We start from the raw sequence: 15,173 nt of genomic DNA on the forward strand, positions 1-15,173 counted from the left end.
GCGTGCGGGCAGGGTGATCTCTCCTCAGGCCAGGTAGAAGCTTCTTCGAGGTCTGCATGGACTCGTCGGGCTCGGTGGCGTCGAGAGCTCGAAGTACGGGGCCATCTCGGCCTGCCCGCGCGCTGACGTCGGCGGCCGCCACGGCGGCCCGGGCGGCGGTGAAGGCCTCGTCGGACCCGGCCAGGCCAAGACCCGGATCCGGGGAAGGTGCGGGAAGGCGGCTGTGTCAGTCGGACGGCGCTTCACCGTCGTCCGGCCGGGTTCCCGCAGCGCTCGGCGCCACCGGAGGAAACAGGTCGCCGTCGAGGCGGTCGCCGGGGGTGAGGCCGAGTCCGTCCGTGACCGGGTGCGGGCGGCCGTCGTAATCGGTGTCCGCGTCCATGTAGATCACGACGTGTGCGAGCCGTGCGTCGTCGGTGCGGTTGGGCAGGGCCATGTGCCCGGTGTAGCTGTTGTGGAAGGTGATGTCCCCCGCGCGCAGCGGGACGGTGACCCGCTCGCTCCACCGCAGTTCGGGGTCGATCTCGAACAGGTCCCCCTCCTTGTGCAGGTCCTGGGGCTGCAGCCCCGTGTGGGTGTGGGAGCCGGGCAGGAAGGTCATGCAGCCGCGCTCGGCCGGTACGTCGACCAGCGCGACCCAGGCGGACAGCGCGTGCCGGCAGGTCCGGTGCGGCCAGTACGGGTGGTCCTGGTGGAACTCGGTCGCGGTGTCGTTGTGCGGCGGCTTGACGAGCACCTGGTCGTGCCACAGACGCAGTGGCACACCGGCCAGCTGATGGGCCAGGGCCGAGAGCTTCGGGTGCAGGGTGAGCGCGCGCAACGCCGCGCTTGTGCGCCATACGTTGACATACTGCCTGAAGGCCCGCATCTCCGGGCCGGTCGACGATGCGCCGGGCAGTTCGGCGGCGGCCTGGGCGTAATCGGCGGCCTCGGCCGCCGAGAGGACTCCGGACACACGCACGAAGCCATGACGCCGGTAGTGCTCCACGCTCTCTTCGGAAAGCTCCACTGTGCTCCTCACAACTCATCCGCCGTTGCCGGGTGGTCTCGGCGTACCCCTGATGCTGGCCACCCCGGTGACACCGGGGCTAGCCAACAACTCACATGAGCTAGCACGATACTGATATGCCGGACCGAGAGACCCAGTTCGACGGCCTGCTGCATGGCACCGGCCTGTTCCCCGACGCCCGGGTGCCGGTGCACACCGGCCGGCACAGACTGACCGGCAACGTGCCCGGACACAGCCACGACTTCCTGGAGATCGCCCTCGTCGTCTCCGGGCAGGGGCGGCACCTGACCGCGGCCAGTGGCCGGCCGCTCGCCCCGGGCGACGTCATCGTGCTCCGGCCGGGGCCCTGGCACAGCTACGTCGACTGCACCCGTCTCACGGTGGTCAACTGCTGCTTCGGGACTGAGCTGCTCCGCGCCGACCTCGCCTGGATCCGCACCGAACCGGCCGTCAACCACCTGCTGTGGGGCGGGCCGAGCGCACCGGGCAACGCCGGCGTCTTCGGCTTCCGGCTCGACGCGGAACACCACACGCGGTGCCTGTCACTCCTCGGTGAACTGGCCGCGGCGGCCGGGCACGACGGCCCGATCGGCAGAATCGGTGTCCTCGGCCGCCTCGCGGTCTTCCTCGACGCTCTCGCCGCGGCGGCACCGCAGGCACCCGCCCCCTCCTCCCAGGCGGACGCACCCTCGGCCCACCCGCTCGTACTCGGCGCCGTACGGCTGCTGGAGTCCAACCTCGCACAGGCCTGGACCCCTGCCCGGCTCGCCGCCGAACTCGCGGTCAGCGCGGGCCATCTCACCCGGATGTTCACCAACCACATCGGGCTCCCGCCGATGGCCTACCTCGCCCGAGCGCGGGCGGAAAGCGCGGCGGCGCTGCTGCGGAGCACCACACAGCCCGTCGCGCGCGTCGGTGCCACCGTCGGCTGGCCCGACCCGAACTACTTCTCCCGTCGGTTCCGCACGCACTACGGCCTCAGCCCGACCGCCTACCGCGCCGCGGGCTCCGCGCCATCCGGCCCCGGTGGCGAGCCAGGGCGTGGGCCGTCCGGCCACTCCACGTAGAGACGACCGTCTGTGTGCTCGAGTCCGCCAAGTGCCGGGCGGGACGAACGACCGGGCGCGGGAGCCGTGGACTGCGCAGCCGGTGAAGGCCGCCAGAACATCCCCTACGAGGATCGGCGCCACCGCGGCGCCTGAACGGCGCCGTCAACCTTTCCCAGCAGCCCTCCCGTTGGTGAAGCGGTGACAGCCGGAGCCGACGGCGAAGACCGCGCAGCCGTCGTCCATCCGCAGGAACTCCGTGTCGCCGGCACTGACATCCGCTGCGGCACGGGCGGGGATCCACACCTCGGCGGCGGTGCCCACCGGCAGGCCGAGACGGAGAGTGAAGCCGCCGCCGCCCGCCTCCCAGCGGGTGGTGATCGGGCCGTAGAGCGAGTCGAAGCGGGCGCGCGCCGCCGTCACCGCACCGCCGGGGCGGGGTCGGATGACCAGGCGCCGGAAGCCGGGCGCGGCGGGCGCGATGCCGGCGATGGTGGCGTACATCCACGCGCCGACCGCGCCGTAGGCGTAGTGATTGAAGGAGTTCATCCCCGCGTCCTGGAAGCCGCCGTCCTCCCGTACGGAGTCCCAGTGCTCCCACATGGTGGTGGCGCCGCGGGCGATCTGGTAGCCCCAGCCGGGGAACGACTCCTGGAACAGCAGCCGGTACGCCACGTCCGTGCGCCCCGCGGCAGTGAGGGCCCCGAGCAGCTGCGGCGTGCCGAGGAAGCCCGTCGACAGGTGCCCGCCCCGCGCCTCGATCAGCTCCACCAGGCGGTCCGCGGCTCGGCCACGCTCCCGCTCCGCCAACAGATCCATGGACAGGGCGAGTACGTACGCGGTCTGGGTGTCGCCCTTGATACGGGCGCCGTCCAGCGAGACATAGGCCGCGCAAAAGGCGCCGCGGACGGCGGCGGAGAGCTTCTCGTACGGGGCCGAGTCGTGGCCGAGAGCCCGCGCCATGCGGGCAACGAGGTGGGTGCTGTGGGCGAAGTAGGCAGTGGCGAGGACGTCCTTGGGCGTCTCGTCGCGAATGTTGAGCCAGTCACCGAAGCCCGCGGCGGGACGCAGGCAGCCGTCGCTGTGCCGGTGCAGGTAGTCCAGCCAGCGCTGGGCCGGCTCCCATGCCTCCGCGAGGACCCGGGTGTCCCCGTACGCCTGGTACAGCGCCCACGGCACGGAGACGCCGGCATCGCCCCAGCCCGCCGTGCCCGCGCCCAACATGCCGATCTGCGGCGCCACATCGGGGAACGCGCCGTCCGCCCGCTGGGCGTCGTACAGGTCCCGCAGCCACTTGGTGAGGAAGCGCGCCGACTCCATGACGTAGGCCGCGGTGGGGGCGAAGACGCCGATGTCCCCGGACCAGCCGAGCCGCTCGTCGCGGGCCGGGGTGTCGGTGGGGACGGACAGGAAGTTTCCGCGCTGGCCCCAGGTGATGTTGGAGTGCAGCTGGTTGAGCATCGGTACGTCGGTCTCGAAGTCCATGGTGAACGGGGCCGAGGTGTGCATGACCCGGCCGGTCACCGCGCCCAGCGGCGGCACCCCGGGGTAGCCGGTCACCTCCACGTACCGGAAGCCGTGGAACGTGAACCGCGGCTCGTAGACCTCCACCGAGCCGCCCCTGAGGGTGTAGGTGTCGGTGGCCCGGGCTGACCGCAGGTTGGCGGTGTGGAGCGTGCCGTCCGGGTTGAGCGCCTCCGCGTGGCGCAGCCGCACCACCGTGCCCGCCGCGCCGGAGACCTTCAACCGCACCGAACCGACCATGTTCTGGCCCAGATCGAAGACGAAGACCCCTGGGGCGACTTCGGTGACCTGCCGGGCAGGGAGCTCGCCCGCCACCCGGACCGGGGCATCGGCCTGGGCCACGATCGCGGGTGATGCGGTGACCGTAGCGGATTCCACCGGCTGCCATCCGGAGTCGTCGAAGCCGGGCTGTGCCCAGCCATCCGTCTCCCGCCGGGCGTCGTAGTCCTCGCCCCCGATCAGGTCCGCGGAGACCAGCGGGCCCGCCGTCGCCCGCCACGCCTGGTCCGACACGATCCGCTCGGTCGAGCAGTCGGTATACGTCACCTCCAACTGCGCCAGCAGCGACGGGCGTTCGCCGTAGTGGTGCCGGCCGAAGGAGGCGATGGTGCCCGCGTACCAGCCGTCCGCCAGGTGGAAGCCGAGCGTGTTGGCAGCGCCGCCGCGCAGCAAGTCGGTGACGTCGTAGGTCTGGTACTGCACCCGCTTGCGGTAGTCGGTCCAGCCCGGGGCCAGCTCGTCGGCGCCGACGCGGCGGCCGTTGAGCTGCGCCTCGTACAGGCCGAGGGCCGTGGCATACAGACGGGCGCGGGCGATCCGTTTCGCGGGGAGGCGGAACTCGCGCCGCAGCTGGAAGGCGGGGGACGCGGCGGGGGCCACCGCCCCTCGCGGGGCCGCACCCCAGGGGGCCCACTCGTCGGCGACCGCCCAGGCGCTGTCGTCGAAGTCGGGGCCTGACCAGTCACCCGCAGGCTCGCTACCGGTCGTCTTCCACGTACGGCATGTCCGCACGTGGCGTACTGCGTCGGCGGTGGTGAACTCCAGCACTCCGAGGAGGCAGGCCTCCCCGGATCCGGTGCTGCTCGTGTCGACGCGGACTGCTACGGCGGTGCGTCCCGGCCGCAGCTGGGCGGTGACCTCGGCCACGGCTGGACGGCGCCAGTTCTCCGCAGTGGGATCGACGACCGTGTGCAGGACCTGGGTGCCGCCGACGTAGGCGGTCAGGCCGCCGTCGGCGGCCAGCACCAGACAGGCCCGGCGGACACCTGCCGGTACGTCGACGACGACGCGGAACCAGCGGATCGCGGCTGAGGCTCCGGTCTCTGCCAGGCCCCGCGCGCTGCTGTCCGCCAGACGTATCCACTGGGCCCCTCCCAGGGTCGGCACCCCTGGCAGCGGGGCCGCTGCCACCGCGTCCACGAGGGCCGCCGGGGCGCCGATCCAGCAGCCGGTCCAGTCCGAGCCGTCCATGAGTCCGGTCTCCCACCAGGAGGGCTCGCTCCATTCGCTCGCCACACCGTCCGCGTCCCAGACCCGCACCGACCAGTGGTATCGGGTGCGGGGCGCAAGCGCGGGACCGGCGTAGGGAACCAGCACCGACTGGTCGGATGCCACCCGTGAACTGTCCCAGACATCAGGGGTGTTGAGCCTGTCGGCGCTGGTCGCGACGTGTATCCGGTAGGCGCTCTGCGCCTGATCCGGTCGGTCGGAGAGCAGCTGCCAGCTCAGCCGCGGACGCTCCGTATCGATCCCGAGAGGGGATTTGGTGTACTCGACGGTGAGCTTGACGACGTGCAGAACCCTCACGGGGGTGCCCCTCTCGGACGACATCGCCGATAGCACGGATGGTGAATCGTTTCAGGCACGCTAGGAGGGCGCGCTGCGACGCGTCAACCCCGGCGAGCCCCGACGTGCCCGGGGGCCCGAAGTGGTACCGGATGTGTTTGCCCGCAAGGATGCAACACGGTTGCGTTCACAACTTCTGGCGGAATGCCCTAACCCGTACATGCGGTGGGATCCGTCGACTGGTGCCCGGGAGAAGTCCAAGGCGTTGGCGCCGCGGAGCTTGGCGCCTCGTGCAAGCGGGCGCCGGAGAACCGATCCGATCGTCCATGAATGGAGCGCTTTCAACATTGTGCAGCGAGGATACGAAATCTTAGCTTGTGGACCATGAATGCATCCATGGATTCGGTTCCGGTGAAATTCCAAGTCGCTGATCTGGAGCCATTCGAAGAATCAACCGAGCTCCTCGGGGACCCTGAGGAGCTGCGAGCCCGAGCTGAGCGCGACGGGTATCTGTTCTTCCGCGGATTGCTCGATCCGGAACCGATTCTGCAGCTACGTTCCAAGGTCCTCGAAATACTGACTGAACACGGCTTGCGTGCATCGGATGCTGATCCGCTCGACGGGAAACTGGATCTCGCCCGGCTCAACGAGCTGTCCGCCGACCAGATGCGCGTCGACATCGGCGTCACTGCGGACGTCTATACCGATTTGCAGAAGTTGCCCGAGCTGCACCGGCTGCCGCACCATCCCTCGCTGCTGGACATCTATCGAAACCTGTTCGACACCGATGATGTGTTCGTCCATCCGCGGCACATCATGCGTGCGATGACATCGCACCCGGCGACGGGCGCGACCCCACCGCATCAGGACTTCCCACTCGTCCAGGGCAGTACCGCAACCTGGACCTGCTGGTTTCCCGTTGGGGATTGCAGGCTTGAGAGCGGTCCGCTCGTCATCTTGCGTGGCTCCCACCGGGAGGGCTGTCTGCCGGTCGGCACCGGGGATGGCGAGGGGCACTGGACCAACTGGGGTGCACAGCTGTGTGAGCATGAGACCAACTGGGTTGGAGGCGATTTCGCCGTCGGAGACGTGGTGATGTTCCCCAGTCTCACGGTCCATCGATCGTTGCCCGCAGCGGTCCGCGACGAGGTCCGGATCTCCATGGACGTCCGCTACCAGCGCGGCGGCGACGTGATCGAAGCCCGTTCGCTGACCAATCACTCGGACCGCCCCTGGGACGAGATCTACCAAGGATGGTCCAGCGAGAACGCAGATCTGATGTATTACTGGCACCCGGATCGACTTTCGTACATCCCGTGGGATGATGCGCTGCTCGAACCAGGCGCACGCAGAATCTGCTGATCACGCAGCTCCCTTGGCTGCTGAACATCCTCAGCGGCCGGTGGTCGAACGTGTCCACTCGGCGGCGCGGTCGCCGGCCGTGCCCGTCGACACTTCCTGCGCCGGCGGCCGACCGCCCATGTACCCGAGGGCTGGAGACGTGGCCGGTTGGCCGCCCCGTATCGGCAGTCATCCGTCGAGCCGCGACAGCCCTCGACAGATGATGAATCGGCCGCTGCGTCCGGTCGTAGCTGATAGCAAGTCCCGCAATGCGACGTTCGGCAGGAGAGGACCCGTCATGTGCTGCGACGACGAGCTGCCCCCCGCGGTCGGCGAGGCGCTGGCGCGCTACCGCGCGCTGCTCGCCGCGTCGCCGCTGGACTGGGGGGCCGAAGCGCCCGACGTCATGCTGGACGTCCTGGACCTGGGCCGCCGCTGGGGTGTGCCGGCGCTCGGCCCGGTGCTCGCCGCAATGGGTGAGGACCGGCGCGTCGATCGCGCCGCCGCCCTCCGGCTGCTGGTGACCGCGGACGCGCCCGTGCCTCCCGGCGTCGTCGTCGTCGATGTTCTGACCGGGGACGTGCGCTACGGCGAGCCGCTGCACGTACTTGACGACTCCTCCGGCCCCGACACGTGGTGCCCCGGTGGCGTGCTGGTGGTCGTCGTGAACGACACGCCCCATGCGGTCGACGTCGCGGCCGCGTCCGGAGCGTGGACGGTGGCAGCCGGTTCGGTCGGCCGGGTGGAGGTGGCGCCGAAGGCGGGGCTCGGCCCGCTGCGCGCCGGTGCGGTGACAGTCGACCTGTCCCCCGCCGTGCGCTGCGTGCCTCTCGCCCTGCTGGAGCTCTCGGCCACCACGCCCGTCCGATGGAGCGTCGTCGACGAGGCGGGGCAGCCGTGGGCGCCCACCGGAGGCCGGCTGAAGTACGACGTCCACGACCGGCCGTTCTTCCACGCGCAGGAAGCGACGCTCGAGGTGCCGGCCGGTGTGGTGCGGGTGACGGCGGCGCGGGGTGCGCAGTACACCTCGGTCTCGGAGCGGGCCGAGCTGCACGCCGGCGGCACGACACGGCTGCACCTCGAGCCGGAGCGCTGGTGGGACGGCGACGGCGGCGGCTGGACCGGCGCGGACCTGCACGTGCACGCGAACTACTCGGGTGACCAGGTGGTCTCGCTGCACGACGCGGTCCTCATGCAGCAGGGCGAGGGGCTGGATCTGATGGGACTGGTCGCCGGCAACTGGCACGGCGACGAGATCTACGACCAGGCGCTCGTGGAGAGCCGGCTGGGCCGTCCGCTGCGGCACGAGCACGGCACGACAGCCTTCGGGGTCGAGTTCCGCAACGACCTGCTGGGCCACTTTCACGCCACGGGCGGGCACACCTCACCCGTTCGCTGGGCGACGGGGCACGAGGGCAGCTCGCACCCTTGGGACTGGCCCGCGAACGCGGAGACGGCGGCCGAACTGCGGGCGGGAGGCGCGGCCATCGGCTACTGCCACCCCGTGGTCCGCCCGTTCCCCCCGGATGCCGAGTCGGCACCGGATCACCTCTTCGACTGGGTGATCCGGTCGGTGGAGGCGCGGGAACTGGTGGTGGACGCCGCGCTTGGCCTGGTCGACAGCATCGACCTGCTGTTCTCGGCCGACCCCTCCGGCCCGGCCGAGCTCTGGTACCGCCTGCTGGGCTGCGGGCTGCGTCTCGCGCCGACGGCCGGGACCGACGCCTTCCTGTCCTTCAGCCGGGCCGGTGCCTTCTCCGGCCCGCCGGGCTCCGGGCGGGTCTACGCGTGGACCGGGGGCGACCACGACCCGGAGGCGTTCAGCCGCGCTCTGCGCAGCGGCCCCGTCGTCGTCACGAACGGTCCTTGGGTCCGGCTGCGGGTGGACGGACAGGACGAGGGCAGCCGGATCGACGGCGCGACCGGGCGGAGCGTTCACCTGTCGGCAGCCGCGTACGGGCCCCGGGCACGCCGGCTTGAAGTGGTCACGGCAGGCGGGCGTGTGCTCAGCTCCGCCGAAGGCGACGGGGCGCTCGCGGTGTCGCTCGACCTGGAGGTGCGGGAGCCGACCTGGGTGGCGGCCCGCTGTACGGGCGGAGCAGATCCCGACGTGCTGGCCGAGCGCGCGTGGTCGCACACCGGTGCTACTTGGCTGGACGTGGACGGAGCCGGCGTACGGCGCGAGCCCGACCTCGCCTTCTGCCGTCGGTGGCTCGACCTGCTGGCGGGCTTCGTTCAGAAGCACGGCCGGTTCCACGACGACCAGCAGCAGATCGAGCTGCTCGCCGCGATCGACGCCGCCCGCCCCTTCTACGCCGCCGGACGCGAGGCGACGACGTGACCGCTGCGTTGGTCGACCTGCGCCGTGACTCGCGCCCGGGAGCAGGTCTGTGTAGCGAACGGCCCTGTCTCACATTCGGTGGTGACGGAGGGTTGCCAAAGTCGTTGACATTCACGTGCGAGATGTCAACGAGCTTGTAGATGTGGTGTTCGCGGGACTGTTACCGCTGGTCATCGAGGACGTGATCGACGAAGGCGAGCGGATCCTGGTGCGAGCGCGGACGCCGGCGGATATGGTGCCGTGCCCGAGTTGCGGGGCGCCGTCCGGGCGAGTGCATGGCTTTCACTTGCGAACAGTGGCCGACGTGCCGGTGGACGGGCGACGGGCAGTAGTCCGTGTGCGAGTGCGGCGGCTGGTGTGTCCCACGCGAGGCTGTCGGCACACCTTCCGTGAGCAGGTGCCTGGGGTACTGGAGCGATACCAGCGACGCACGGCCCGTCTGACCAGGCAAGTCAGTGCTGTGGTCAAGGAGTTAGCGGGCCGGGCCGGGGCTCGTTTGCTGACGATACTCGCGGTGGGCGTCTCGCGGCACACCGCCCTGCGGACCCTGCTGCGTATCCCACTGTCCACCGGGCGAATACCCCGCGTGATTGGCGTCGACGACTTCGCTCTGCGCCGGCGCCACCACTATGCCACCGTGATCATCGATGCCGGGACCCACGAGCGGATCGACGTGCTGCCCGACCGCACGGCCGACACCCTGGAAGCATGGTTACGCGCTCATCCGGGCGTCGAGGTCGTGTGCCGTGACGGCTCCGCGACGTATGCCGAGGCCATCCGTCGTGCTCTGCCCGACGCGGTGCAGGTTGGTGATCGCTGGCATTTGTGGCACAACCTGTGCGAAGCCGCGCTGAGCGAGGTCAAGGCGCACAGCACCTGCTGGGCCGCCGTGCTGGACGCGCCCCTGTACGACGGCCCCCGTGCACAGACCGCCCTGGAACGCTGGCACCAGATCCACGACCTGCTCGACCAGGGCGTCGGCCTGCTCGAATGCGCCCGCCGTCTGCAACTGGCCCTGAACACCGTCAAACGCTACGCCCGCGCCGATCGGCCCGAACGGATGCTCCGCGTCCCCAAATACCGCGCGAGCCTTGTCGATCCCTACCGCGAACACCTGCGCAAACGCCGGGCTGAAGACCCCGCCATCCCGGTCAAGCACCGAAGAGATCAAAGACCAAGGGTTCACCGGCTGCCTCAACCTCCTGCACAAGTACATCAACCAAGGCCGCGCGGACGCCGACCGCAGCCACATCTCCCCGCGCAGACTCGCCCGCATGCTCCTCACCATGCCCGACAACCTCAAGGCCGAACATCAGCACCTACTGGACCGGCTCATCTCGGCCTGCCCTGAGATGACCCAACTCTCCTTCTGCATCAGGGATTTCGCCCAGCTCCTGAAGCCTCACCCAGACAACGCCGACGCGCTCGAGCTCTGGATTACCCAGGTCCGCGCTGCCGATCTGCCGCACCTGCAAGCCTTCACCCGAGGGCTGGAGCGAGACCTCACCGCCGCGATCGCCGCGTTCACACTCCGCTCCAGCAACGGCCCCACCGAGGGCGTCAACACCAAGACCAAGCGGATCGCGCGCCAGATGCACGGACGAGCAGGCTTCACCCTTCTTCGCCACCGCATCCTCCTCGGATAGCAGCACTCTCCGTCACCACCGAATGTGAGACAGGTCCGTTAGATTTACACTCCCCCTTCAAGACGCTCTCCGGGGTACGTCCCCGGGACCGCTCCCAGTAGGCACTCAGGAGTAGGCCGTCATTGCTGCGGGGTCGGGACTCAGTCAGGCCGGCCGACTGCCATTGCTGTGCCAGTCCAGTATCAGGACTGTGGCATCGTCCTTGAGGTTGCCATGGCAGGCGTCGAGCACCGCGGCGGTCAGGGTCCGGACGGCTTCTCGAGGGTGCAGCGCGCGGGTGTCGTGGATGACCGCGGCCAGGTCGACGGCTGCCGCACCGCGTTCCTGCATTCCGTCGGTGAGCAGGACCAGACGGTCCCCGGGTCTCAGGAGCAGCTCCTGCAGGCGGTAGGTGGTGGGTGCCGCCACACCGAAGGGCAGGTTGACGGCGAGTTTCACCTCTTCGACGGCGTTGTCACGCAGCAGCAGAGGCCGGGGGTGGCCGGCGTTGACCAGTTCGCACAGCCCGGATTCGAGGTCGATGCAGAGCAGCTGTCCGGTGGCCAGGCCGCGGCTGTGACTCAGTAGGGCCTCGTGAGCGTGGCGGGCCTGCTTGAGGGCGTCACAGCCGCTGCGACGTGCCCGCCGCAGCGCGCTGACCAGCAAGGTGGCCAACAGGGCAGAGTTCGTGTCGTGGCCCATGGCGTCGGTGATCGACAGGTGCAGAGTGTCGCGGTCGAGGGTGTAGTCGTAGGTGTCGCCACCGATGTCGTCAGCCGGGACCAGTCCGGCGGCCAGAGTGAACTGGGCGGCCTCGCAGCAGGAGGCCGAGGGCAGCAACTGGTGCTGGATCTCCGCCGCCAGGCTGGTCTCGGTGGTGCGCTGGCCCTGGTGGTACAGATCGGTGAAGCGGCGGTCCGTCACGATGATGTAGGCCAGCGCGTGGGCCGCGTGGCGGACCTGGCGCAGCACGGCGTCGTCCGCGGACTGCAGGCTCAGCTCCAGGACGCCGATGCAGTCGCCGCGGTTGGTGACGGGCGTGATGACGCGTCGTCCGCCCCGGCCGTCCGGTTCCACATGCTGGCGCTGGCTCTGCAGAACGCTGTCGTAGACGCTGCCCTGCAGGTCGATCGGCTCGCCCGGGTCGGCGGCCTTGTCACCGGTCGCGGCGAGACGGATCAGCCGCTGGCCGATGAGGTCGAGGAACAGGAAGGACACGGCCTCGGCACCGAACCGCTTCTGCAGGTGGTGTGCCACCACGTCGACGGACTCACCGGGCGGGGCCGCTTCCGCAGCGGCCAGCAACTCGCCCAGCTCCAGATCTTCACCCCTCACGGCAACCTCCTGTTGGTTGCCACACCTTCTTCCCCGAGTTTGCGCAACCTTGCATTTTCTGCTCATCCTGCCTGGTCAGGGTGATATTCGGATCGGTGCGAGCATGTCCCGTATCCGTCAGGCGGCGTTCGTGGGCGATCGTGCGGCCGGTGCGTCGGCACTTGCTTGCGGACGATCGTGTGATTCCCCAGGGGTAAGTTCACGTGATCCCCCACCTGGTCGGTTGGCGTGAGAACTGGACATGAGGGCGTCGTCGGGTGGTCTGCGGCCTCTGGCAGGCTTCGGGGCATGGATAGTTCAAGCGGGCCGGGAAGTCGGAAAACTCTGCTCAGGGTCGATCCGGCTGACCTGAGCACGCTGTTCTGCAGGGCGAGGAGGTAATCGACCAGATGGCTCGGGCGCGTGTGTCATGGGTGCTGGCTCGGCGGACCGCTGGGGCCTGGTCAGCAGACGGGCCTCATCACGTGGACGTTCCTCGAGAAGAGCGCGACGGCGCCCGCGCAGATCCTGGCCAGCTTCAGCCCTTCGTCGGGCTCGTGGCTGTGGGCCTGGGCGAACGAGAGCATCCTCCCGGAGATCAGCGGCGACGCCCGAAGCGTTCGGGACTGGGCGGAAACGCATGGCCATCATGTGGGCCCAGCCGAAAGGTCGACGCCGACGAGCAGGCGGCGGCAACCCGCGCAGCTCTGGCCGTCCGGATCACCAGGGCCACCGGCTTCTATCGGGGCGCTGGCGGCAACTCCGTCGCGATCACCACGTTCGGGTCGGTCACGTTGACCGCTGCGGATGGCAGCACGTCCACCTTCAACATCAATATCGACTAGCGGAACCGGCAGCGCTGTGCCGTAAGGGGGTGGTGTCTTGCCTTCAGCAGGGCAGGCACCGAACCAAGCGATGCGGTGGGCAGGCCTTCCCATCAGGTCGCTTTTTTGTTCTTGTCAGTGGAGTTCCTGGCCGCTTGTTTGGGCGGTAGCCGGGGCCGTTCATGATGACGCCTCCTCGTCGAGCTGGGTGGCACAGCGCCCGAGGGCGAGCCGGGCACGCAGGACACGCGGTGTTCCCCGACCTCATGCGTCCTGTACATACAGCACATGGCGGCGGGGCTGGCGCCACAGACTGAAGTCGAGGGCAAGCTGAAGCGCCCGGACGGGGCCTGCTCTGCACTCAGTTGGCCACTGAGCGTTCTGGTTGGCCGGTGTTCGCATCTTGGGTGGCCTGCCGGCAGGCGGCAGTCCGGTCGCCTGCACTGTCAGTGGCTCCGCGTACGGTCTGCGCATGGTTGATCAGAGAATCCCCCTGTCATCTTTATGCGACTTTGCGACCTGGGAGCCCGTGCTGCGGCTCATGCTGGCCGACGACACGGACCGGCGTGCTGCCCGGTCGGCCCGTGTCGCAGGACGGATCAGCCAAACCGGCCGGAGCCTTGCCCATCGGGGATCTATGTCGTCGACAGCGCGGATCGCGGTGGAGGACATACAGAGGGCGCTCGCGCGCGGGAGAGTCCAGGAGATCGCCTTCAGGGCAGAGGTCCGACCGGATGGAAGGACCACGCTCGGACTGGTCTGGCCGAGCCCCGTCGTGGAGTCGGCCATCGGCTACCCAGACCTTGGGGTGCTCATCCTGGCCGATGGCTCCCTTCCCGGGCCTTGGCTCCGCCGTCCCGATGCGGTGCCCGGGGCAGTGCCGGCACCATCAGCGGATCTGGAGCTGCTTCAGCGGACGCTGCGCGGGCGGCTGCCCGACGCCGTCGGCGTGACGGAAGAGGAGATTGCTGCCGCCGAAACGCGCCTCGGTGTCAGCCTGCCCGATGAGCTCAAGGTGCTCTACCGGGTGACACGGGTGGACTGGGACAACGACTTCGAGGCGGCGGACCGCGCCAGCGACGCGGTCGGCTGCGAGCTCTCTGAGCTGGAACACCTGTGTGCAATCGACCCGGCAGTCCGTCACCCCGGTTGGGACCTCGGCGCGACGCATGCGGTCAACACCGAGCCCGACGCCGCGGTGCAGGGCCTGGCCGGCTCACCGGGCTGGATCGACTTCGGGAGCAACGGCGGCGACGCGTTCGCCGTCGACCTGACTCCCGGCCCGGCCGGACACTTCGGGCAGGTCATTCTGGTCGATCACGAGCAGAGCCTCGGGGCCAAGCTCGTGGCCGATTCCCTCACCGATTTCGTTCTGGGCCGGATGCGGGAGGAACGCCGTGACCGCCGCTGGGACAAGCTTCCGGCCGTGGCCAGGGTTGGCACCGGAGGTCTGGGGACTATCCATGCCGCCGCCCATCCCGCCCTGGAAGTCCTGTGCATCGGCGCCTGGGACGGCATACCGTTCAGCCTCGCGCCGGTTGCCGGACTACCCCGCCTGCGGACTCTCACCGCCTTGCCCGGCACACTGGCTGACCCGCTGGAGATCGCTGGGCTGACCGGACTGGAGTTCCTGGAACTCGGCGCCGAGGAATGGCGTGTCCTCCTGGACACCGGAGCCGTTCCGCGCACCCTGAAAGCGGCAGCCATCAAGGTGCTGGACCAGGACCACCTGCCAGTTGTGGCCATCGCCAACGAGATCCTGAGCCTCTGGGACCGGCCCCAGATCGTACAAACGCTCATCGAGGGCGACCTCGGCCCCGCGGTCTGACCGGTGGGCCGCGCAAGGCGAGGTGCAATTTTCCCCATTACCTTCTTGGTGGCCCCGCAATGGGGCGCCCGGCCTCCGGAGTTGGCATGACTTTCTCCTCCTGTCGAATGCATGGCCTGGGGGGTGGTGTCACCAGCCCCGGAGGCACTGACAGACCGCTGATTAGGGGCATGACCATCGGCTTCTTCGCAGGTCGGGAGGCTCTTCGTAATGTGGATGTGGCGATCGGTGCCGAGGGACGGCCGGGCGGGAACGACCTGGGGAAGCGCGTGATCGACGTTAGCGAGATTGGTGCCTTCCTCGGCCTGGACGTCGGCAAGGGTGAACACCACGCCACCGCCGTCACCCCGGCCGGGAAGAAGGCCTTCGACAAGCGGTTGCCCAACAGTGAGCCCAAACTCCGCGAGGTCTTCGGCAAGCTCAAGGCCAAGCACGGCACCGTGCTCGTGGTGGTCGACCAGCCCGCCTCGATCGGTGCCCTGCCGATCGCGGTCGCCCGCGACATGGGCTGCGAGGTTGCTTATCTGCCTGGCCTG

General features: G+C 69.4%; 9 protein-coding genes and 1 pseudogene. 7 read left to right on the plus strand and 3 right to left on the minus strand.

Annotated elements, in window-relative coordinates; all coding sequences use genetic code 11:
• Positions 1-226: 226 nt before the first annotated feature.
• Positions 227-1,009, minus strand: a complete 783-nt coding sequence (locus ACFYW5_RS35205; RefSeq protein ID WP_389421215.1) for a phytanoyl-CoA dioxygenase family protein — start codon at positions 1,007-1,009, stop codon at positions 227-229.
• 116 nt (positions 1,010-1,125) lie between these two features.
• Here ACFYW5_RS35205 and ACFYW5_RS35210 point away from each other — a divergent pair, with 116 nt between their 5' ends.
• Positions 1,126-2,076 carry an AraC family transcriptional regulator gene (locus ACFYW5_RS35210; protein ID WP_389421216.1) on the plus strand — a complete coding sequence of 317 codons (951 nt, stop codon included), beginning with the start codon at positions 1,126-1,128 and terminating at the stop codon, positions 2,074-2,076.
• 144 nt (positions 2,077-2,220) lie between these two features.
• Here ACFYW5_RS35210 and ACFYW5_RS35215 read toward each other — a convergent pair whose 3' ends face one another.
• Positions 2,221-5,421, minus strand: a complete 3,201-nt coding sequence (locus ACFYW5_RS35215; RefSeq protein WP_389421217.1) for a family 78 glycoside hydrolase catalytic domain — start codon at positions 5,419-5,421, stop codon at positions 2,221-2,223.
• 327 nt (positions 5,422-5,748) lie between these two features.
• Between ACFYW5_RS35215 and ACFYW5_RS35220 the strand changes: the two genes are divergently transcribed.
• The 3 genes and pseudogenes from ACFYW5_RS35220 (at position 5,749) to ACFYW5_RS35230 (ending at position 10,692) form a co-directional block, all read left to right on the plus strand.
• Complete coding sequence (locus ACFYW5_RS35220; RefSeq protein WP_389421218.1) at positions 5,749-6,726, plus strand: phytanoyl-CoA dioxygenase family protein; 978 nt, start codon at positions 5,749-5,751, stop codon at positions 6,724-6,726.
• Between the two features lie 277 nt (positions 6,727-7,003).
• On the plus strand, positions 7,004-9,046 hold the full coding sequence (locus ACFYW5_RS35225; RefSeq protein ID WP_389421219.1) for a CehA/McbA family metallohydrolase: 2,043 nt from the start codon (positions 7,004-7,006) through the stop codon (positions 9,044-9,046).
• A gap of 145 nt (positions 9,047-9,191) precedes the next feature.
• Positions 9,192-10,692 (plus strand): annotated as a pseudogene (locus ACFYW5_RS35230) (ISL3 family transposase).
• Positions 10,693-10,836: 144 nt separating this feature from the next.
• Here ACFYW5_RS35230 and ACFYW5_RS35235 read toward each other — a convergent pair.
• The gene (locus ACFYW5_RS35235) at positions 10,837-12,006 is read right to left on the minus strand and encodes a PP2C family protein-serine/threonine phosphatase (RefSeq protein WP_389421220.1); all 1,170 of its coding nucleotides are present in this window, start codon (positions 12,004-12,006) and stop codon (positions 10,837-10,839) included.
• A 402-nt stretch (positions 12,007-12,408) separates the two neighbouring features.
• Here ACFYW5_RS35235 and ACFYW5_RS35240 point away from each other — a divergent pair, with 402 nt between their 5' ends.
• From ACFYW5_RS35240 to ACFYW5_RS35250, 3 genes are all read left to right on the plus strand, one after another.
• Complete coding sequence (locus ACFYW5_RS35240; RefSeq protein WP_389421221.1) at positions 12,409-12,783, plus strand: DUF6882 domain-containing protein; 375 nt, start codon at positions 12,409-12,411, stop codon at positions 12,781-12,783.
• 801 nt (positions 12,784-13,584) lie between these two features.
• Positions 13,585-14,637 carry an SMI1/KNR4 family protein gene (locus ACFYW5_RS35245; RefSeq protein ID WP_389421222.1) on the plus strand — a complete coding sequence of 351 codons (1,053 nt, stop codon included), beginning with the start codon at positions 13,585-13,587 and terminating at the stop codon, positions 14,635-14,637.
• Positions 14,638-14,906: 269 nt separating this feature from the next.
• Positions 14,907-15,173: transposase (locus ACFYW5_RS35250; RefSeq protein WP_389421224.1), on the plus strand; the 267-nt coding region annotated here is incomplete at its 3' end.

The organism is Streptomyces sp. NPDC002779 (assembly GCF_042888685.1).
Classification (GTDB): domain Bacteria; phylum Actinomycetota; class Actinomycetes; order Streptomycetales; family Streptomycetaceae; genus Streptomyces.

Excerpts from the sequence above, each read along its gene's own strand:
- ACFYW5_RS35225 (WP_389421219.1), top strand. The coding sequence starts at position 7,004 with ATGTGCTGCGACGACGAGCTGCCCCCCGCGGTCGGCGAGGCGCTGGCG.
- ACFYW5_RS35210 (WP_389421216.1), top strand. The coding sequence starts at position 1,126 with ATGCCGGACCGAGAGACCCAGTTCGACGGCCTGCTGCATGGCACCGGC.
- ACFYW5_RS35220 (WP_389421218.1), top strand. The coding sequence starts at position 5,749 with ATGAATGCATCCATGGATTCGGTTCCGGTGAAATTCCAAGTCGCTGAT.